The organism is Peptoniphilus asaccharolyticus DSM 20463, assembly GCF_900176115.1.
Classification (GTDB): domain Bacteria; phylum Bacillota; class Clostridia; order Tissierellales; family Peptoniphilaceae; genus Peptoniphilus; species Peptoniphilus asaccharolyticus.
Genome location: NZ_FWWR01000009.1, coordinates 346,244 through 365,825 on the forward strand (window position 1 = coordinate 346,244; position 19,582 = coordinate 365,825).

General features: G+C 31.2%; 23 protein-coding genes. All 23 read left to right on the forward strand.

Features of this window, described 5'->3' with window-relative positions:
* The first annotated feature begins 4 nt into the window (after window positions 1-4).
* The 23 genes from B8869_RS02320 to B8869_RS02430 all read left to right on the forward strand — a co-directional run bounded on the left by B8869_RS02320 (window position 5) and on the right by B8869_RS02430 (window position 19,466).
* On the forward strand, window positions 5-913 hold the full coding sequence (locus tag B8869_RS02320; RefSeq protein WP_084230136.1) for a hypothetical protein: 909 nt from the start codon (window positions 5-7) through the stop codon (window positions 911-913).
* A gap of 66 nt (window positions 914-979) precedes the next feature.
* Entirely contained in the window at window positions 980-1,537 is a 558-nt protein-coding gene (gene efp / locus B8869_RS02325) for an elongation factor P (protein ID WP_084230137.1), read from the forward strand.
* Between the two features lie 22 nt (window positions 1,538-1,559).
* On the forward strand, window positions 1,560-1,883 hold the full coding sequence (locus B8869_RS02330) for a CD1247 N-terminal domain-containing protein (protein WP_084230138.1): 324 nt from the start codon (window positions 1,560-1,562) through the stop codon (window positions 1,881-1,883).
* Window positions 1,884-2,012: 129 nt separating this feature from the next.
* Window positions 2,013-2,393, forward strand: a complete 381-nt coding sequence (locus B8869_RS02335) for an Asp23/Gls24 family envelope stress response protein (protein WP_084230139.1) — start codon at window positions 2,013-2,015, stop codon at window positions 2,391-2,393.
* Window positions 2,393-2,794 (forward strand): transcription antitermination factor NusB, encoded by a 402-nt coding sequence (nusB, locus tag B8869_RS02340; protein WP_084230140.1) that lies wholly within the window; start codon window positions 2,393-2,395, stop codon window positions 2,792-2,794. Before B8869_RS02335 ends, nusB begins: the two co-directional genes overlap by 1 nt.
* 73 nt (window positions 2,795-2,867) lie before the next feature.
* Window positions 2,868-4,430 carry an exodeoxyribonuclease VII large subunit gene (gene xseA / locus B8869_RS02345; protein WP_159445226.1) on the forward strand — a complete coding sequence of 521 codons (1,563 nt, stop codon included), beginning with the start codon at window positions 2,868-2,870 and terminating at the stop codon, window positions 4,428-4,430.
* A 1-nt stretch (window position 4,431) separates the two neighbouring features.
* Window positions 4,432-4,650, forward strand: a complete 219-nt coding sequence (xseB, locus tag B8869_RS02350) for an exodeoxyribonuclease VII small subunit (RefSeq protein ID WP_084230142.1) — start codon at window positions 4,432-4,434, stop codon at window positions 4,648-4,650.
* The gene (locus B8869_RS02355; RefSeq protein WP_084230143.1) at window positions 4,650-5,510 is read left to right on the forward strand and encodes a polyprenyl synthetase family protein; all 861 of its coding nucleotides are present in this window, start codon (window positions 4,650-4,652) and stop codon (window positions 5,508-5,510) included. The genes xseB and B8869_RS02355 overlap by 1 nt, the downstream gene beginning before the upstream one ends.
* Window positions 5,510-6,289 carry a TlyA family RNA methyltransferase gene (locus tag B8869_RS02360; protein ID WP_084230144.1) on the forward strand — a complete coding sequence of 260 codons (780 nt, stop codon included), beginning with the start codon at window positions 5,510-5,512 and terminating at the stop codon, window positions 6,287-6,289. Before B8869_RS02355 ends, B8869_RS02360 begins: the two co-directional genes overlap by 1 nt.
* Before the next feature lie 3 nt (window positions 6,290-6,292).
* On the forward strand, window positions 6,293-7,960 hold the full coding sequence (recN, locus tag B8869_RS02365) for a DNA repair protein RecN (protein ID WP_084230145.1): 1,668 nt from the start codon (window positions 6,293-6,295) through the stop codon (window positions 7,958-7,960).
* Window positions 7,953-8,498, forward strand: coding sequence for an NUDIX hydrolase (locus B8869_RS02370; protein WP_084230146.1), 546 nt, complete (start codon window positions 7,953-7,955; stop codon window positions 8,496-8,498). Before recN ends, B8869_RS02370 begins: the two co-directional genes overlap by 8 nt.
* The gene (locus B8869_RS02375) at window positions 8,491-9,288 is read left to right on the forward strand and encodes a purine-nucleoside phosphorylase (protein WP_084230147.1); all 798 of its coding nucleotides are present in this window, start codon (window positions 8,491-8,493) and stop codon (window positions 9,286-9,288) included. The genes B8869_RS02370 and B8869_RS02375 overlap by 8 nt, the downstream gene beginning before the upstream one ends.
* On the forward strand, window positions 9,288-10,595 hold the full coding sequence (locus B8869_RS02380; protein ID WP_084230148.1) for a pyrimidine-nucleoside phosphorylase: 1,308 nt from the start codon (window positions 9,288-9,290) through the stop codon (window positions 10,593-10,595). Before B8869_RS02375 ends, B8869_RS02380 begins: the two co-directional genes overlap by 1 nt.
* Window positions 10,585-11,196 carry a site-2 protease family protein gene (locus tag B8869_RS02385; protein WP_084230149.1) on the forward strand — a complete coding sequence of 204 codons (612 nt, stop codon included), beginning with the start codon at window positions 10,585-10,587 and terminating at the stop codon, window positions 11,194-11,196. Before B8869_RS02380 ends, B8869_RS02385 begins: the two co-directional genes overlap by 11 nt.
* Window positions 11,193-11,933: a segregation and condensation protein A gene (locus tag B8869_RS02390; RefSeq protein WP_084230150.1), complete on the forward strand. Its 741-nt coding sequence runs from the start codon at window positions 11,193-11,195 to the stop codon at window positions 11,931-11,933. Before B8869_RS02385 ends, B8869_RS02390 begins: the two co-directional genes overlap by 4 nt.
* On the forward strand, window positions 11,923-12,465 hold the full coding sequence (scpB, locus tag B8869_RS02395) for an SMC-Scp complex subunit ScpB (RefSeq protein ID WP_084230151.1): 543 nt from the start codon (window positions 11,923-11,925) through the stop codon (window positions 12,463-12,465). The genes B8869_RS02390 and scpB overlap by 11 nt, the downstream gene beginning before the upstream one ends.
* Window positions 12,465-13,178 carry a pseudouridine synthase gene (locus B8869_RS02400; RefSeq protein WP_084230152.1) on the forward strand — a complete coding sequence of 238 codons (714 nt, stop codon included), beginning with the start codon at window positions 12,465-12,467 and terminating at the stop codon, window positions 13,176-13,178. The genes scpB and B8869_RS02400 overlap by 1 nt, the downstream gene beginning before the upstream one ends.
* A complete protein-coding gene (locus tag B8869_RS02405; protein ID WP_084230153.1) occupies window positions 13,172-13,732 on the forward strand; it encodes a tRNA (mnm(5)s(2)U34)-methyltransferase in 561 nt (186 codons plus the stop codon). The genes B8869_RS02400 and B8869_RS02405 overlap by 7 nt, the downstream gene beginning before the upstream one ends.
* A complete protein-coding gene (locus tag B8869_RS02410; RefSeq protein ID WP_084230154.1) occupies window positions 13,732-14,934 on the forward strand; it encodes a BaiN/RdsA family NAD(P)/FAD-dependent oxidoreductase in 1,203 nt (400 codons plus the stop codon). The genes B8869_RS02405 and B8869_RS02410 overlap by 1 nt, the downstream gene beginning before the upstream one ends.
* Before the next feature lie 230 nt (window positions 14,935-15,164).
* Window positions 15,165-16,151 (forward strand): IS30 family transposase, encoded by a 987-nt coding sequence (locus B8869_RS02415; RefSeq protein ID WP_084229742.1) that lies wholly within the window; start codon window positions 15,165-15,167, stop codon window positions 16,149-16,151.
* 37 nt (window positions 16,152-16,188) lie between these two features.
* A complete protein-coding gene (cmk, locus tag B8869_RS02420) occupies window positions 16,189-16,815 on the forward strand; it encodes a (d)CMP kinase (RefSeq protein ID WP_084230155.1) in 627 nt (208 codons plus the stop codon).
* Between the two features lies 1 nt (window position 16,816).
* On the forward strand, window positions 16,817-17,413 hold the full coding sequence (locus B8869_RS02425) for a lysophospholipid acyltransferase family protein (protein ID WP_084230156.1): 597 nt from the start codon (window positions 16,817-16,819) through the stop codon (window positions 17,411-17,413).
* Window positions 17,376-19,466, forward strand: coding sequence for a bifunctional 4-hydroxy-3-methylbut-2-enyl diphosphate reductase/30S ribosomal protein S1 (locus B8869_RS02430; RefSeq protein WP_084230157.1), 2,091 nt, complete (start codon window positions 17,376-17,378; stop codon window positions 19,464-19,466). The genes B8869_RS02425 and B8869_RS02430 overlap by 38 nt, the downstream gene beginning before the upstream one ends.
* The last annotated feature ends 116 nt before the right edge of the window (window positions 19,467-19,582 follow it).

Here is a 19,582-nt window from a genome sequence, read left to right on the forward strand (position 1 = left end):
TTTAATGAAAAAGGGATATGCATTAATAACGACGGTTTTAATAATGAGCTTAGGGCTTATTTCTATAACTTTTTTAATGAATATAGTTTCTGAAAGTGCTATGGTACAAAAGAGTTCAACAGATGCCATACAAGCTGACTATAATGCAGAGTCGGCAATAATTAAATTTATTTATTCTGAAAATTTTAAAGAAAAAATAGAAGATTTATATAAAAAGAAAGCTTGCAAAGAAGAGTTTGATATATTTGAAAATAAAGTAAATATTGAAGGCAAATTAGTCGGAAACGATCCGCCCACGTTTGATATTTGTGCCACTACATCAAATAAAGAGATAAAATCCAATTGTCATGCTTATGGGACAATAGTTAATGAAGTTTATTCTTCTGGGATTAGTGTAATCAGCCCGAGAACATGTAGTGTAAACGGAAAATCATGTAGCAGGGGAAAGATAGATAAGTTAAAGAGAAGTATAGTTCCAGCAGATGACAAAAATATTACTTTACCATCTACTGATGTATATGTGGCTAAAGTTGGAGGGAATATAATGTTTTTTGAAGACATTGAGCTAAACAAAGAATTAGATAGATGTTATGAGCATGATAAATTTTATGTCGAGCAAAGAGGAGGACGTCTTTACATATTGAATGATATAACTGCAAAGGCATTTTTTAATGTGGATTCTATAGTGCTAAATGGAAATGTAAAAATTAGCGGGATTTTAAATTTAAAAAGTGACATTCACAGCTTGGGGCATTATAATATAGAGGTTGATGGATTAACACTTAATTATGATCAAGTATCTGAGAATTACATAACTGCGAAGTATAATTACAGAAATTTAAATATGTTCTATAAAAATTTAAAAGACTTTATTGAACCTACAGTTAAGTATATGTCTAAAGAAAAGAAGTAAAAACTATTTAAATAGATATTTGTAATGTGTTATAATAAAATGGAGAGAAAATTTAGGAGGTAAATTATGATATCAGCAGGTGATTTAAGAAAGGGCGTTACGTTCGTAATGGATGGAGATGTTTATGAAATTATAGATTTCCAACACGTTAAGCCTGGTAAGGGAGCTGCTTTTGTTAGAGTAAAAATTAAATCAGTGCTTACAGGAGGAGCTAGAGAAACAACTTTTAACCCATCTGAAAAATTTGAAAAGGCAGTTATAGAAACTAAAGAAATGCAATATCTTTATAATGATGGAGAACTTTACTATTTCATGGACAATGAAACTTATGAACAAATTCCATTGGAACAAGGTGTAGTAGAAGAAGCTCTTAACTTTATGAGAGAAAATGATGTAGCTGTTATTAATTTTTATAAGGGGAAACCATTTAGAGTTGCACCTGCAAACTTTGTTGAATTAGAGGTAACACAAACTGAGCCAGGAGTTAAAGGAGACACTTCTTCAGGTGGAACTAAACCTGCTACAGTTGAAACAGGATTTACCCTAAATGTTCCACTCTTTGTAAATACAGGCGATGTTATCAGAATTGATACAAGAACAGGGGAGTACATGTCTAGAGTATAATCTAGAATATTAGGAGGAAACTATGGAAAACTTAAAAGCAAGAATTGCTTATCTAGAAGGTCTAGCAGACGGATGCGAGATTGATGAAACTTCAAAAGAAGGACGTATTTTAGTTGAACTTATTGATGTACTTGGAGAATTAGTTGAAGAAATTCAAAGTCAACAAGAAGATATGGATGAATATCTTGACTTACTAGATGAAGATTTATCAGATCTTGAAGACTATGTATATGATGAAGATGAAGACTATGATGATGACTTCGATCTATACGATGAAGATTATGATTTCGATGATGATCTTTTCTATGATGACGAATTAGAAGATTCAGTAGAAATAGAAGAATAAATTTAAATTTGGGCCTAAGGGCCCTTTTTAAATGTCTAAAATTAATTATAGATAAACAGATTATTAAAAAAATTGAATACATAGTGTAGATTTGATATAATTAAATTTACTAAAGTGTGGAGGTGCAAAATGTCTGAAAAATACTTAGTAGATACAGCTTCAGCTGGAGATGTAAAGATATCAGAAGATGTTCTTGCTACAATTTCAGTTCTTGCAGCAGAGTCTGTTGACGGAGTTGTAAAAATGCAAGCTAGTTTAAAATCTTCTGTTACAGATATATTGGGCGTAAAGAATGTTGGTCGTGGAGTTAAAGTATCAGTTGGAGAACAAGAAGCGGTTATAGATACTCACATAACTGTTGAATACGGCAGAAATATAGTAGAAATTGCTAAAGTGGTACAAGAAAAAGTAAAAGAAGCTATCGAGAACATGACAGGACTTGAAGTGGTTGAGATTAATGTTCATGTTAGTGGAATTGCAGTACCGGAAAAAGAGAAAGTAAGAAATTAATGAGCAGAAAAAAAGCAAGAATAGGTCAAATGCAGCTATTGTATCAAATGGATTTAGTCGGAAAGTTTGATGCAGAAGAGCTTGAATTATTTTTAGAAAACTTTTCTTTTAGTGATGACGAAATTGAATATATAAATGCAGCTATTCCGCAACTTATAGACAATATAGAAGAAATAGATTCTGTTATAGAAAAAAATCTTGAAAGATGGTCTTTAAAGAGACTTGCAAGGGTAGATAGAGCTATTTTAAGAATTGCGGTTTTTGAAATGCTTTATAGAAATGATATCCCTGAAGAAGTATCTATAAATGAAGCTATAGAAATAGCTAAAGTTTATGGAAGTAGCGAATCTCAGAAGTTTATTAATGGAATTTTAGGTAGTATTTATAGAAGTATAAATTAACCGAGGGGAAGCTCTCGGTTTTTATTGTTTATGGCAATAAAATAAAAATTAAGTTGAATTTGTTGTGATGGATATGAAGGCTATAAAAGTTAGAGAATTAAATAAATATATAAAAAAATATGTGGCTATGGATTATCTGCTTTCAAATATTGATGTTGAGGGAGAGATATCGAACTTAAAGAAACACTCAAATGGCAACTATTATTTGACTTTAAAAGACGACACAGCATTTATTAGAGCTGTCATATATTATACGGATGTAGATAATTTAGAATATGAACCCTTTGATGGAGATTCAGTTATAGCAAGCGGAGCTATTGCAATATTTGAAAAAGATGCATCAGTAACTTTTTTTATTAGAAAACTTCGATCTAAGGGAAATGGAAATATAAAAGAAGCCTATGAAAGACTTAAAGAAAAGTTAGAAGAAGAAGGTTTGTTTTCAAAGCCAAAAAAGAAATTAAAGGCTTTTCCACAAAAAGTTGGAGTTGTAACTTCTCCAACAGGTGCTGCAATACAAGATATAATAAATGTTATAAAGAGAAGAAATTCTTCAATAGACATAGTGTTATATCCGGCACTTGTCCAAGGCGAGGGGGCTGTTCAAAGTATTTTAGAGGGATTAAAATGTTTTGAAGATTCTGATGTGGATGTAGTTATAGTAGGCCGAGGTGGAGGCTCCTATGAGGACTTAGTGGCGTTTAATGATGAAGGTATAGCTAGATATATATATTCTATGGAAAAGACGGTTATATCGGCTGTAGGACATGAAATAGACTATGTAATAAGTGATTTTGTTGCAGATTTTAGGGCGCCAACTCCTTCGTCAGCCGCGGAGATAGTTTCTCTGTCCAAAGATGAATTAAGACAACATTTAGATTTGAGCTTTAATATTATAAAAAACAATGTGTTTGAAAAGATTAAAAGCAATAGATTCAATTTGGATATAGAAAAATCAAAATTATCTACAAAGAGTAGAGATAAAATCAATTTAGAGAAGGTAGAACTCAATTTTTCAAAAAGAGTTCTCAATTCAAAATTACCAACGGTATATTCAAAGAAAACTGAATTAAATAAAGTTATAAATGTATTTGATAGAGAATTTAATAGATTTTTATTTGAAAATAAAAGAGAATTATCTAATTTAAGAGGAAATTTAAAATTAGAGCTATTCGAAAGTAAAAAAGAAGAGTTAAGAATATTAAAAAGATATTTTGAATTGTATAAATTAGATAAACTCACACAAGATAAATATTTTAATTTAAGAGACGTAAATTTAAAGTTGAATAAGACAATTTACAGAAGTATTGAGTCAGATAGAAAAAAGTTAATCAGTTTAGATTTATCTAACAAGGGTAAAAGCTTGATTGATAAGATAAATTCTGATGTGAAAATTTTAGATAAATCTAAAGATCAGCTATCTTTAAAAGTGGAAACCAAGATAAATAGAAAACGCAATTTGGTTTTAAAGATTGGAGAAAAATTGAGGACTACAAAATTCTCTAATATGTATACTGTTGATGGAAATGGGAAGCTAATAACAAGCATAAAACAAGTAAAATCTAATCAAGTTTTGCATATAAATTTTAAAGATGGAGTAGTTAAATCTAAGGTATTTGACATAGAGGAGAAATAGTATGAATGAAACTTATGAAAGTGCATTTCAAAAGCTACAAACTATAATTTCAGAATTAGAATCAAGAGAAATAACTTTAGAAGATTCTATTGATAAATATGAAGAAGGTTTAAGACTATACAAATTTTGTTTGAGTAAACTAGATGAATATGAAGGTAGAATAAAAGTCTTGATGCAAGAGAATGATACTATAGTTGAGAAAGATTTTGAGAGGCAATAATGATACAGAGAGATTATAACAAAGACATAAAAATAATAGAAAATCATATATTTAAGTATTTTACTTCTATCGACGAATATCAAAAAAAGGTTTATGAATCTATGTTGTATTCTTTGTCATCAGGTGGTAAGAGAGTACGTCCTTTGATGGCGGTGATGGTTTATAGGTCAATTGCGGGTGAGGATTATACAAAAGTGTTGCCTTTTGCAACAGCTATTGAGATGATTCACACATATTCACTAATACACGATGATTTGCCGGCAATGGACGATGATGATATAAGAAGAGGAAAACCAACAAATCATAAGGTCTTCTCAGAAGCTATAGCAATTTTAGCTGGAGATGGACTACTCAATATGGCTACTGAAGTCTTGGCAAGAGAATTAGAGAGTATTGAAGATATAGAAGAATTAAAGAGAGCTTTGAAAGCTATGAGGTATATGTTCACAGCTTCGGGAGTTCATGGAATGGTTGGAGGTCAGGTTATTGACCTTGGCTTCTCAGAAGTTCGCAATTTAGAAGTTTGTGAAACTATGTATAAACTTAAGACAGCAGCGCTTATACGTGCAGCTGTTGTTTCTGCTGCCATAATAGCCGGGGCTAATGATGAAGAGATAACTGAGTTTGAAGAGTTTGCAAATAGTTTGGGAATGGCATACCAGATGAGAGATGATATACTTGATGCTAAAGATGATATTGAAAAAGACAACAATACCATCTTGAATTATATAAATGTTGAAGAACTTAAGACTAGAGTTGATGAGTATAGCGAAAGAGCTATGGTTGCACTTGGAAAACTAAAGTATGATACAGAAGAATTGGAAGAACTAACTAAGAGTTTAGTGAAAAGGAATTATTAATGGCTAAAGTAAGAGCGGATATGTTACTCCACGAAACTGGAGGAGCTGAATCAAGAGAAAAAGCTAAAAGATTAATAATGAGTGGAGAAGTATTTATCAAAACTCAGAGAGTAGAAAAACCCGGTCAATTAGTTGATGAAGATGCCGAAATATATGTTAAATCAAAGGGCATTAAGTATGTGAGTAGAGGCGGGTTTAAATTAGAAAAGGCAATAGAGTTATATGACATAAATCTGAAAGACTTGGTTTGTGCAGATATAGGTGCGTCTACAGGTGGGTTTACTCACTGTATGTTATTGAATGGTGCTAAAAAAGTCTATGCAATAGATGTTGGAACGAATCAACTAGATTATAAATTAAGAGTTGATGAACGTGTTGTTAGCATGGAAAAGACAAACTTTAGAACTTTCGATGTAAATTCAATTGAAAAAGTTGATTTTATAAGCATTGATGTAAGTTTTATATCTCTTGATTTAATACTTCCAAATGTATACGAGATTTTAAAAGACGGTGGAGAGGTAGTAGCTCTTATAAAACCTCAATTTGAAGCTGGAAAAGAAAAAGTTGGAAAAAAAGGGATAGTAAAAGATATAAAAGTACATAAAGAAGTAATAGAGAAAGTTGTTTCTACAACTAACGAGCTTAACTTTAGAATAAAAGGCTTAACGACTTCTCCGATTAGAGGAACTACAGGGAATAGAGAATTCTTAATTTACTTAGAAAAATCTTGTGAAGAAAGTATTCTAGTGGATGTTGATGAAATTGTTAAAGAGGTTTAGTATATGCTACTTGAACTGAGTATTAAAAATTTTGCGATAATAGAAGATCTCAGAGTTGAATTTGGCAAAGGACTTAATGTACTTACCGGAGAAACAGGCTCTGGTAAGTCTATTATAATAGATGCATTGTCAATGGTTTTAGGGCAGAGGACCAATAAGGATGTAATAAAAAAGGGTAAAGATTATGCATATATCGAAGCTATCTTTACTTGCTATGATTCCTTTGATGAAATTGAAGAGCTTGATTTTGAAGCTGGAGAGTTAATAATTATTTCTAAGGAAATAAAATTAGATCGTCCGGCGATTTCTAAAATAAATGGAAGAACAGTAAATAATAGCACTGTTATGAAATTGACTTCTAAGTTGATAGATATATTTGCCCAACACGAGAGTGTATCTTTAATGGCAAATGAAAATCAAAGGGAAATGTTAGATATATTTGCTGGAAAAGAACAAAGAAATCTAATAGAGGCCTATACAGAAGAGTTCGAAAAATTAAAAAAATTACAGAGTGAATTAAAAGAAAAATCTTCTTTAGAAAATGATAGAGAAAGAGAAATAGATTTACTAAAATATCAAGTTCAAGAAATAGAAGATGCAAATCTAACACAGTATGATGATGAAGAGTTAGAAGAAGATTTTAAAAAATTAGATAATTCTACGGATATAATAAAAGAGCTTTCAAAAGCGACATTAATCCTAAAAAATTATGATGAAGGGTCTGTAGAGCAACTTATAGATGAAGTTGTTTCATCGCTAGCATATGTATATAAATTCGACAGTGCTATTGAAGAAGAATATAGAGAAAGTGAAGACTTAAGGTATAGACTTAGAGATTTAGCAGCTAATTTAGAATCTTATACACAGAGGATAGAGCTTGATCCAGAGAGGTTTTCTTATTTAGAAAGCAGACTGAATTTAGTAAACAGTTTAAAAAAGAAATACGGCAGAACAGTAGATGATATAAACAAATTTTTTGTAGAAATAAATGATAGATTAGAATTTTTAGAGAACTTTGAAAAGAATTTACAAAAATTAGAATTAGAGATATCTAAAGTTGAAAAGAAGGCTAGAGAACTTGCTGTTTTAATTTCTGCAAATCGTAAAAAAGCTACAAAGTTATTGGAGTCTAAAGTTAGAGATGAATTAATTGAACTATCTATAAAAAATGCAGAATTCAGAGTGGATTTCAATGAAAAAGAATTGTCTAAAGACGGAATAGATAGATTGGAATTTATGATAAAAACTAACTTGGGAGAAGATTTCAAACCTTTGGCTAAGACTGCATCTGGTGGAGAAATGAGCAGAATTATGTTAGGGTTTAAATCTATACTAGCTCAAAGAGATAATATTCAAACTTTGATATTTGATGAGATAGATACGGGTATAAGTGGTAAAACGGCTATGTTAGTCGGTAAAAAAATAAAGAATTTATCTAAAGATAGACAGATAATAGCCATATCCCACTTACAACAAATAGTATCATTAGCAGACCACCACTATTTAATTGAAAAGACATCTAGTGAATTAAATACAATTTCAACTGTTAGAAAGTTGAACAGAGAAGAAAGAGTTAATGAATTAGCTAGACTTATAGGTGGAATGGAGATAACTGATACAGCAATTGATGCGGCACGTGAACTTATTTCAAAAGGAGAAATTAATGGATAATACTGAAATTACAATAAAAACTGACAAAATTTATGACGGGAAAATATTGAGTTTGAAAGTAGATACAGTTGAATTGCCTAATAAAAAATATTCTAAAAGAGAAATTATTGAACATTCCGCAGCTGTAAGTATAGTTGCAATCACAGATAATGACGAAATTTTAATGGTAAAGCAGTATAGAAAGGCAATAGAAAAGGAAATTTACGAAGTTCCCGCTGGTCTTATCGAAATAGGAGAATTACCTAAAGAAGCAGCACTGCGTGAGTTGAGAGAAGAAACGGGATATATTGCTTCAAACATTGAATATTTGTCTGAATTTTATACAAGTCCAGGATTTTGCACTGAAAAGATACACGTATTCTTTGCTTCGGGTTTGAAATTGGACGAACAAGATTTAGATTTAGATGAATTTATAGAACTTGAATTAGTAAAATTTGAAGATGTTCTAAAGATGTTAGATAGATGCGAAATAAATGATGCTAAAACTATGGCATCAATATTATATTATAAAGAGTTTAGGAGAAAGAACAATGAATAAATCAATAGAGTATATAAAGAGTTTAACTAACGTTCAACCAGAAATAGGAATTGTATTAGGATCTGGATTAGGTGATTTTGGGGAGACAATAGAAGATAAAATTGTAATACCATACAAAAATATACCTGAATTTCCAACATCAACAGTAGTAGGGCATGAAGGCAGCTTGATATTTGGAAAAGTAAGAGGAAAGAATATTGTTGCTATGCAAGGTAGAATTCACTTCTATGAAGGTCAGGGAATTGATAAAGTAGTGTACCCTATCAAAGTTATGGCTGATCTTGGAATAAAGACATTGATAGTTACTAATGCTTGTGGTGGAGTGAATAAAGAGTTCAAACCTGGAGATTTAATGCTTATAAAAGATCATATTAATTTCTCAGGACAAAATCCATTAATAGGTCCAAACGATGAAAAAGGTCCAAGATTCCCGGATATGACATATACTTATTCAAATAAGCTTAGAGAACTTTCTAAGGATGTTGGTGAGAAACTTGGTATAAATTTACAAGAAGGTGTCTATATGTATTTCACAGGCCCTAATTATGAAACACCTGCTGAAATAGTATTTGCAAGAACTATAGGAGCTGATGCAGCCGGTATGAGTACTGTTCCGGAAGTTATTGTTGCAAGACACAGAGGGATAGAAGTTTTAGGAATCTCTTGTATAACAAATATGGCAGCAGGAATTTTAGATCAACCTTTAAACCATCAAGAAGTTATAGAAGTTTCAAATATAATCAAGGAAGATTTTAAAAACTTAGTGCAAGGAATTATAGAGGTGATGTAATGAATACTTATGAAATTATCGAAAAGAAAAAAGAAGGACAAAAACTTTCAGCAGAAGAAATAAAGTATATTGTAGATGGATATACAAATGGGAATATTCCTGATTATCAAGTTTCAGCACTTCTTATGGCAATTTGTCTAAAGGGAATGGATGTAGATGAAACATTCAACTTAACTAATTCTATGATAGAGTCTGGGAACACTATAGACCTTAGCAAAATTGAAGGTAAAAAAGTTGATAAACATTCTACAGGTGGAGTAGGAGATACTACAACTTTAGTTTTAGGACCATTGGTTGCAAGCTGTGGAATTCCGTTTGCAAAGATGAGTGGTAGAGGACTTGGACATACTGGTGGAACTCTAGATAAATTAGAATCTATTCCAGGATTAAGTATAGATTTAGATATAGACAAATTTATAGAAAATACAAACAAAATAAAAATAGCTATCTGTGGACAAACTACAGATGTTACTCCAGCGGATAAGAAATTGTATGCTCTTAGAGATACAACTGCTACTGTAAATGATGTCAGTTTGATTTCAAGTTCAATAATGAGTAAAAAAATAGCTGTTGGAGCTGATTGTTTGGTTCTTGATGTAAAAGTTGGTTCTGGAGCATTTATGAAGACTGTTGAAGATGCTGTAGAATTATCTGAAATGATGGTAAATTTAGGTGAAAAAGCCGGTAAGAATACTCAAGCTGTAATCACTAACATGAACCAACCTTTAGGTAGAGCTGTTGGTAACAGTTTAGAAGTTATAGAAGCTATAAACACATTAAGAGGAGAAGGTCCAGAAGATTTATATGAACTTTCAATGGAATTAGCAGAAAAACTTTTATTAGTTTCAGGACATTCAAAGACAGAAGGAGAAGCCAGAGCTATTCTAGAAGAAAAGATAGCATCTGGAGAGGCATTTAATAAATTGAAAGAGCTTGTACAACTTCAAGGTGGAGATGTTAGCTATATTGAAGATGTCAGCAAGTTTGAACTTTCTCCAAAGTTTGAATTGGTTTCAGAAGTTGATGGATACGTAAAGGGAATAGACGCTCTTGGAATAGGAGAAGCATCTAAGAACTTGGGAGCAGGAAGAGAAACTAAGGAAAGTGAATTAGATTTAGGAGCAGGAATACTTCTAAATAAGAAAATAGGAGACAAAGTTTCAAAAGGAGAATTATTAGCTACTCTTTATACTAAAAAAGAAAATGCAGAAGAAATAAAAGCAGAAGTTTTAAAAGCATTTGAATTTAGTAACCAAGAAGTTGGAGCAGATAAACTTATTTTGAAAGTGATAAAGCATGAACAGTAATATTATATTAGTATATGGAGTGAGGATTATTGCGCTACTTATTGCAATAATTCCTCATGAATTTGCACATGGACTTGCAGCTTATGCATTTGGAGATGATACTGCAAAGAGAAATGGAAGACTATCTTTTAATCCCATAAATCATATTGATCCTATGGGATTATTGTTTATGGTTTTGTTTAGAGTTGGTTGGGCCAAAGCTGTGCCAATAAATGTGAGAGAATTTAAAAATAGAAGACTGGGTTTATTTGTAGTGTCTATAGCTGGAGTATTTACTAATTTTATAATAGGTTTAATAGCTGCTGTAGTATTTGTCAAAGTAGCTTATACAAATGAAGTTCTTTCTATGCTTTTTAGAGAAATAATGTGGTACAATGTCATGCTCGGAGTTTTTAACTTGGTTCCACTACCACCGTTAGATGGGTCTAAGATATTACTATCATTTTTTTCAGAGGACGTTCAAGATTTTATACTGACAAATGAAAAATATATCTATATATTATTAGTGATTGGTATTTTTTCTGGATTTATAACAACTTTAATATCACCGGTAATACAATTTGTATTAGAAAAATTTATAACTATTGGATTGATGATATGAGCTACAATATAGAACTTGAAATTTATAACGGACCTTATGATTTGATTTTGGACTTAGTTAAAAAGAATGAGTTAGATATATATGATATAGAAATAAATTTAATAACTTCACAGTTTTTGGAATATATGAAAGCAGTTGAGGAATTAAATTTAGAACTTACAAGTGATTTTATAGTTATGGCTAGTACATTGCTTGAAATAAAATCGAAAATGCTTCTTCCAAAGCCTGTTAAAAAAGAAGATGAAGAAGAGACAGAAGACCCGAGAGATGAATTAGTTCAAAAACTTTTAGAGTATGAAAAGTTTAAAAAAGCTACAGAGATTTTAAGAGAGCAAGAAAAATATGAGATGAAATCTTTTTTTAAATTAAAAGAAGATTTTTCATATTTAGATGACTTGAGTTTTTTAAAAGAAGTGGATGCCAGTAAGTTGGCAGTGACTTTTAATAATATTCTAAAGAGGTATGGCAAGAAAGATGAGCTGAGAATCATACCAATGGAAAAATTTTCAGTTAAAAAATGTATGGATAATATTAATAAAAAGTTAAAGTTAAATGTAGATTTCTATTTTTCAGAACTTTTAAGTGAATTTGCTATGAGAGAAGAAATTGTATCCTATTTTTTAGCATTATTAGAAATGTGTAAGTTACAAATTTTAACTTTGACACAAAATGAAGAGCTTACGGATATATTAGTCATACCAAAGCAAGAAGAAAGTGAATTGAATTATGGAAATTGAAACTTTAAGTGGAATAATAGAGAGTATTTTATTTGCATGGGCAGAGCCTGTTACTGTTAAAGAATTATCTCAGGCAGTTAAGACTTCTGATTCTAGCGTGTTAGCAGCGATAAATTATTTAAAGGAAAAATATGCCGATAGATGTAGTGGACTTAGAGTTACAGATATAAATGGAGCATATACGTTGTCGACAAAGCCAGAGAATTATGACTATGTAAATGAATTTGTAACTAAAAAGAATATTAAGAGTCTGTCGGGAGCTTCGTTGGAAGTACTTTCAATAGTGGCATACAAACAGCCTATTACAAAAATTGAAATAGAAGAAATTCGTGGAGTAAAGTGCGATACAAGTTTGAAAAATTTAGTTGACTTAAACTTAATTGCCATAACAGGGCAATTGCAAAAAATAGGAAAGCCGAACATCTATGAAACAACAGATGACTTTTTGTTAAAATTTGGATTAAAGAGTTTAGAGGAATTACCAACTATTGATGATGAAAGTTATGAAACGAATTTTTTGGAGGAAATATAATGAGATTACAGAAGTTTATGGCACATAGTGGCGTTGCATCTAGAAGAAAATGTGAGCAATTGATAGCCGAAGGTAGAGTTAAGGTGAATGACGAAATCGTCACTGAAATGGGTCGTATAGTAACTAGTAAAGATAGGGTTTATGTAGACTCTAAAAGATTAAGACTTATAAAAAATCATTCTTATTATATTTTAAATAAACCTATGGGAGTTGTATCTACTGTTTCAGATGAAAAAAAACGTGTTACAGTTGTGGATTTAATAGAGTCTGAAGATAGACTATATCCTGTGGGAAGACTTGATATTGATACAACTGGTCTTATCATATTGACTGATGATGGAGAATTGACCAACAAGTTAATGCATCCTTCAAACGTTGTAGAAAAGACATATATTGCAACTGTAGATGGCACGCCTAATAAAACTGAATTAGATATGCTAAGAGTTGGAATAAAAGTTGGAAAAGAAAAATTTGCCCCCGCAAAAGTCAAAGTATTGAAAAAGTTTGACAGTGATAGCATATTAGAAATTAAAATTCATGAAGGAAAAAATCATGAAGTAAAGATAATGTGTGAAAGAATAGGTCATCCGGTTAAAAAGTTGAAAAGAGTAAAAATAGGAAACTTAGAGTTGGGTGATTTGAGAATAGGAAACTACAGAAGACTTGACGAAGAAGAAGTTGAATATTTAAAAGAGTTGACCAAAAAATGTTAGTGAATTCAAAATTTTCAGATGTAATTGATGAGATATTAGGAGAAATGGATTTAGAAGGTAGGATAGCTTTAGATGCTACTTGCGGAAGAGGAAATGACTCTTTAAAGCTTATTAAAAAATTGGGTGAAAAAGGATTTTTATATGTATGTGATATTCAAGAAGAAGCCATAGAATCAACTCAAAAATTACTTACAGAAAATGGATATAGCAACTACATGCTATATAAAATATCTCATGACAGAGTATTCGAAAAAATAGATGGTGAATTGGACTTTGTAATTTACAATTTAGGTTACTTGCCGAAGTCAGATAAGACGATTGTTACAAAAGCTCTTAGCACCATTAAATCTATTGAATGCGCAATTGAAAAAATTTCCAAGGATGGGATAGTTGTGGTTGTTTCGTATTTAGGACATGAGGGTTCTTTAGAAGAGAGAACTTCACTAAATGAATTTTTAAAAGAATTAGATCAGAAAAAATATAAAGTGGAAAGAATAGAATTTTTTAATCAAGTAAACAATCCACCGGTTATTTTTAAAATAGGGGTGGTTTAATGAGAGTGGCAGTAATAGGAGCGGGAGCAGCAGGGATGATGGCTGCTGCTGTTTGTAAAGCAGAGGTAATACTGTTTGAGAAAAATGAAAAGCTAGGGAAAAAGTTATTTATAACTGGCAAGGGTAGATGTAATTTAACAAATGCAAGGGATATCTCTGAGTACTTTGACTCTATAAATAGAAATCCAAAATTTTTATATTCAGCTCTCTACACATTTACAAATGAAAATGTAATGGAGAAATTTGAAAGCTATGGTCTCAAATTAAAAATTGAAAGAGGAGATAGAGTTTTTCCAAGTTCTGATAAGTCATCTGATGTAATAAAAACTTATGAGAAAATGTTGAGAGACAATAATGTAGAGATCAGACTTAATACGGAAGTTAGAAAGATAACTAAGGTAGATGATCAGTTTGATATAGATGGAGAGTTATTTGATAGAGTTATTATAGCTTGCGGAGGAATCTCATATAAATCTACTGGTTCAACTGGGGATGGGTATAAGTTTGCTCAAAAGTTTGGACATAAGATAGTTGAACTAAAGCCAGCTCTTTCTCCGATTTTACTTAATATGGATTGTACAGATTTAGCTGGACTTAGCTTAAAGAATGTTGAGTTAAATGCTTTTTCTGGAAAGAAAAAAATTAGCTCGGAGTTTGGAGAGATGTTATTTACGCACAATGGAGTTTCAGGTCCTATAGTTTTAAGAACTTCAAGTTTAATAAATAGAAAAGAAAATATAAAACTATTTTTAGATTTGAAACCGGCATTGGATAGACAAACTTTGGATAAAAGAATACTAAGAGATTTTGAAGAATTTAAAAATAAGGATATTTCAAATGCTCTAAAAAATCTCTTGCCTAAAAAAATGATAGATATAGTTTTAAAATCTGCAAACATTAAAATTTATAAAAAAGTAAATGAGATTTCAAAAGAGGATAGAGCTAATCTTGTAGAATCTATAAAGAATTTGAATTTAAAATATAAATCCATAATGGATATAAACACTTCGATAGTAACTAGCGGAGGAGTTGATACATCTGAGATTGATTCATCAACTATGGAGTCAAAATTGGTAAAGGGATTGTACTTTGCTGGTGAAACTATAGATATAGATGCAATGACAGGTGGATATAATTTACAACTTGCAAATTCAACAGGCTATTTAGCGGGAATAAATTCTTCAAAAATAGAAAATGATTGATAAAATCTATTGTTTAATTGTAACTTTTAAGTTATAATGAAATAATACGAAGTGTATCTGGAGAGCTATAACTGTGTTGAAAAGAATAAGTTTTTAGATCACTGTGTAAGCAGTGATTTTTTTGTGGAGATAATTTATCATAACAAGTGCAACATAAATAAACTCATAGCTAATCAGCTGTGTTAATATGTAAGTGACCAAACAAAACATATTAAAAGGAGTGATTAACTATGAGCTATAACCATCTTACCATAGAAGAAAGATCTTGTATTTACCAATTTTTAAATTTAGGAATGAGTATAAGGAAAATTGCACAAGCACTTAAAAGGTCACCTAGTACAATATCTAGAGAAATTAAAAGAAATTCATCTAAGATAAAAGTTAGTAGGGGAAGTTACACTAAGTACTTTCCGATAAAGGCAAATGATAAATATATTGATAGAAGAAAAGACTGCCATAGAAAAAGTAAATTTTCTAAAGATGTTATTGATTATTTAACTGTAAAGATTAACGAACATTGGTCCCCTGAACAAATATCAAATAGAAACACAAATGAGATTCATGAATTACCATCTACATCAACGATATATAGAATGATACACGCCAAAAAGCTGCCAAAAACTAGTATGAAAAATTTGAGAAGAAAAGCTAAATTTAAAAGGCCAGCAGAAAAAAGAGGAAAATTCAATGATAAAGGTAGAACAATTAAGAAAAGACCTAAAGAGATATACAGAAGGCAAGAATTAGGCCACTGGGAAGCAGATACAGTGGAATCAGGCAGATTAGATCATAAAAGGAAAAGTAGATGTTGTTTCGTAACTTTAGCAGAAAGAAAATCTAGATATTATATAGCAATCCTAGTTGAAAATAGAAAGTCGGAAAGCGTAACACCAGCAATAATAAATGCATTAAAAGATTATCCAAAAGAATTAGTAAAAACAATAACCTTTGATAGAGGTAAAGAATTTTCAGAATTTGAGAAAATAGAAAAAGAATTAGGATGCAAAACTTATTTTTGTGATCCCTATTGTGCATGGCAAAAAGGTACAAATGAAAATAGTAACGGACTTTTGAGGGAGTTTTATCCTAAGGGTATGGATTTATCAGAAGTGAATATTGATGAATTAAATTATAACTTAAGTTTAATGAATAATAGACCTAGAAAATGTATAAAATATAAAACACCTAAAGAAGAACTTTTTGGTCTCTTACCATAGGTGTTGCATTTGATTTGACAATTCGTCTGGAGGAAATATGTATTCAGTTGCAATAGATGGACCTAGTGGTAGTGGTAAAAGTACAATAGCAAAACTATTGGCTGATAAACTCAATATAACTTATGTAGACACAGGAGCTATGTATAGAGCGATAGCTTTACACTCAAAAGAAACAGGGATTGAACCGGTTGATTTTATAAATGAGGTAGAAATAGACTATCATGACGATAAAGTCTTTTTAAATGGTGAAGACGTTTCAGATAAAATTCGTACAGAAGAAATTTCAAAGCTTGCATCAAAAATTTCTAAAAATTTAAAAGTTAGAGAGTTTTTAGTTCAAAAACAAAGAGAAATATCTAAAAAACGTTCTGTTGTAATGGAAGGACGAGATATAGGAACAGTAGTTTTGCCTGAAGCGGACTACAAATTCTATTTGGATGCAGGGGTTGAAGTTAGAGCCAAAAGAAGATACAACCAACTTATAGAAAAAGGCGAAAAAGCTGAGTTTGGACAAGTGTTAATTGATTTAAAAGACAGAGATTTTAATGATATGAACAGAGAAAACTCACCTCTTGTAAAAGCTGAAGGAGCTATATTTATAGATAGCGCCGACATAACATTGGAAGAAACACTTGATAAGATGTTAAATACTATAAGAGGATAAAATGGGATATAGAATTATCAGAGTAATACTCTGGATTTATTTTAAACTAATTCACAGGTTTGAAATTGTAAATATAGAAAACTTACCGGAAAAAGGGCCGTACATGATATGTCCTAACCATAAATCTAATTTAGACCCCATATTTGTATCAGGAGCAATAAAGACGCCAATACATTGGATGGCTAAGAAAGAACTTTTTAAAAATCCATTGTTAGGTAAGATAATTTCAAGTTTTTATGCTTTCCCGGTTGATAGAGGAGCATCTGATATAGCTGCTGTAAAGACTTCTTTAAGGGTGCTTAAAACAGAGGATGTCTTAGGTGTGTTTCCGGAGGGAACTAGGGTAAAAAATATAGATGTAAACATGGGTAAATCTGGGGTGACTGTTATAGCACATAAGGCTAAAGCTTTGATTGTGCCGGTTTTTATTGAGGGTTCATATATTCCGTTTACAAAAATGAAATTACACGTTAGAAAACCAATTGATTTATCTTATTTGAATAAACCGACACAGTTGGAGTATAAAGAACATACGGTGGACTTACTAAAGTCTATCTATTATGGAGTTGATATTTATAGAAATAATAGTAGCAAATAATGCTGGTTTCTGTGGAGGAGTAAAAAGAGCTGTAGATTTAGCTTTTAAAAATGCAGATGAAGGTGTCTATAGTTACGGAGAGCTTGTACATAATCAAGTGGTAACTAAAGAACTTAGTGACAAAAGTGTTATGAGCATAGACAACACCGATGTAAAAAATTCAAAAGTGATTATAAGAAGCCATGGTGTGAAAAAGCAAATTTTAGATGAGCTAAGGCAAAATGGCAATGAAATTATAGATTGTGTGTGTCCTAAAGTAACTAAGATATATTCTATAGTTAGAGAACACTATGAACAAGGATACCAAGTAGTTATATTTGGAGACGAGAATCATCCTGAGGTAATTGGAATAAATTCTTATGCTGATGACAAGGGAATAATAATAGGACAGGATTTATCTCTAAACAAAATAGAAGATAAAAAAACTATTTTGGTTTCTCAGACAACAAATATACCTGAAAAGTTTGAAATATTAGTAAATTCACTAAAAAATATTTTAAATAATGAAATTATAGTTTATAATACTATATGTAATGCTACGCGATTAAGACAAGAAAGTACAATTGAATTAGCGAAAAAGGTAGAAGCTATGATAGTGTTGGGGGGAAAAAATAGTTCTAACACTAAAAAATTGTATGAAGTTGCGAAAAAGCATTGTGAAAATGTATATTTATTAGAGTCGATTAAGGACCTAAAATATAATATAAAAAATTTTGTAAAAATAGGTATTACCGCGGGTGCATCCACACCTCGTTCGGTAATCGAGGAGGCTGTTAGTAGTATGGAAAATTTTGACAACAATGAAATGATGGAGGCAATTGAAAACTCTTTTAAAAGAATTAAAAGAGGAGAAGTTGTAGAAGGTGAAGTTCTTTTCGTTAATGATACTGAAGTAATGGTAAACATTGGATACAGATCAGACGGAATTATTTCAAGAGAAGAACTTTCAAATAACACTGATGTAAAACCATCAGATTTATTCAAACCTGGCGATATGATCAATGTATTCATCATGAAAATGGATGATGGAGATGGCAATGTAGTACTTTCTTATAAGAGAGTAGAAAGCCTAAAAATTTGGGATGAGATTGAAGAATTATTCAACAATCACCAAAGAGTTACAGTAACAGTTAAATCTGTAGTTAAAGGTGGACTAACAGCTGACCTTAATGGACTAAATGCTTTTATTCCAGCTTCACATGCATCAGTTAGATTCCAAAGAGATCTTTCTAAATATGTTGGAAAAGAAATGACTTGTGAAATTATAGATTTTGATAAGTTAAAGAGAAAAATCGTTCTTTCAAGAAAGAATGTAGAAACTGAAGAACTTGAAAAGAACAAACAAGAAGTTTACTCAGCTCTTAAAGTAGGAGATGTAGTAGAAGGTACTGTTCAAAGATTAACTAACTTCGGAGCATTTGTAGATGTTGGAGGAGTAGATGGACTTATCCACATTTCTGAACTTTCTTGGAACAGAGTTAAACACCCATCAGATGTTGTTGAACCAGGACAAAAAGTTGAAGTTGAAGTTCTTAACTTAGACGAAGACAAAAACAGAATCGCTCTTGGATTAAAACAAACAACTAAAAAACCATGGGATGTATTCACTGAATCTGTAAAAGTAGGAGATGTAGTAGAAGGTAAAGTAGTTAACATTCTTGAATTCGGAGCTTTTGTAAGACTTGAATCAGGAGTAGACGGACTTCTTCACGTTTCTCAAATTTCTAAAGAACACATCGAAAAACCATCTGATAAATTAACTATCGGTGAAGTAGTAACTGCAAAGATTACAGATATCGATGAAGAAAACAAGAAAATTTCTCTATCAATGAAAGCTCTAATCGAAGATGAAGAGCCAGAAGTTGTTGAAGAAGTTAAAGAAAAAGTTGAAGCTGAACCTAAGGAAGAAGTAGTTAAAGAAAAACCTAAGGCTAGAGCTCCAAAACAACCTAAGGCACCTAAAGAAGTTAAAGAATATGAAGAACAATCTAATGAATCAAACATCAACACAGCATTAGGAGATCTTCTAGGTGGACTTAAATTTGAAGATTAATTAAATTTATAAATTAGGCAGTAGTTTAACTACTGTCTTTTTTTGTGTCCTAAGTAAAACGAGTGTTCAGTATGCAATTAGTTATGATATAATAAAAAGGATTATGGGGGTATGAA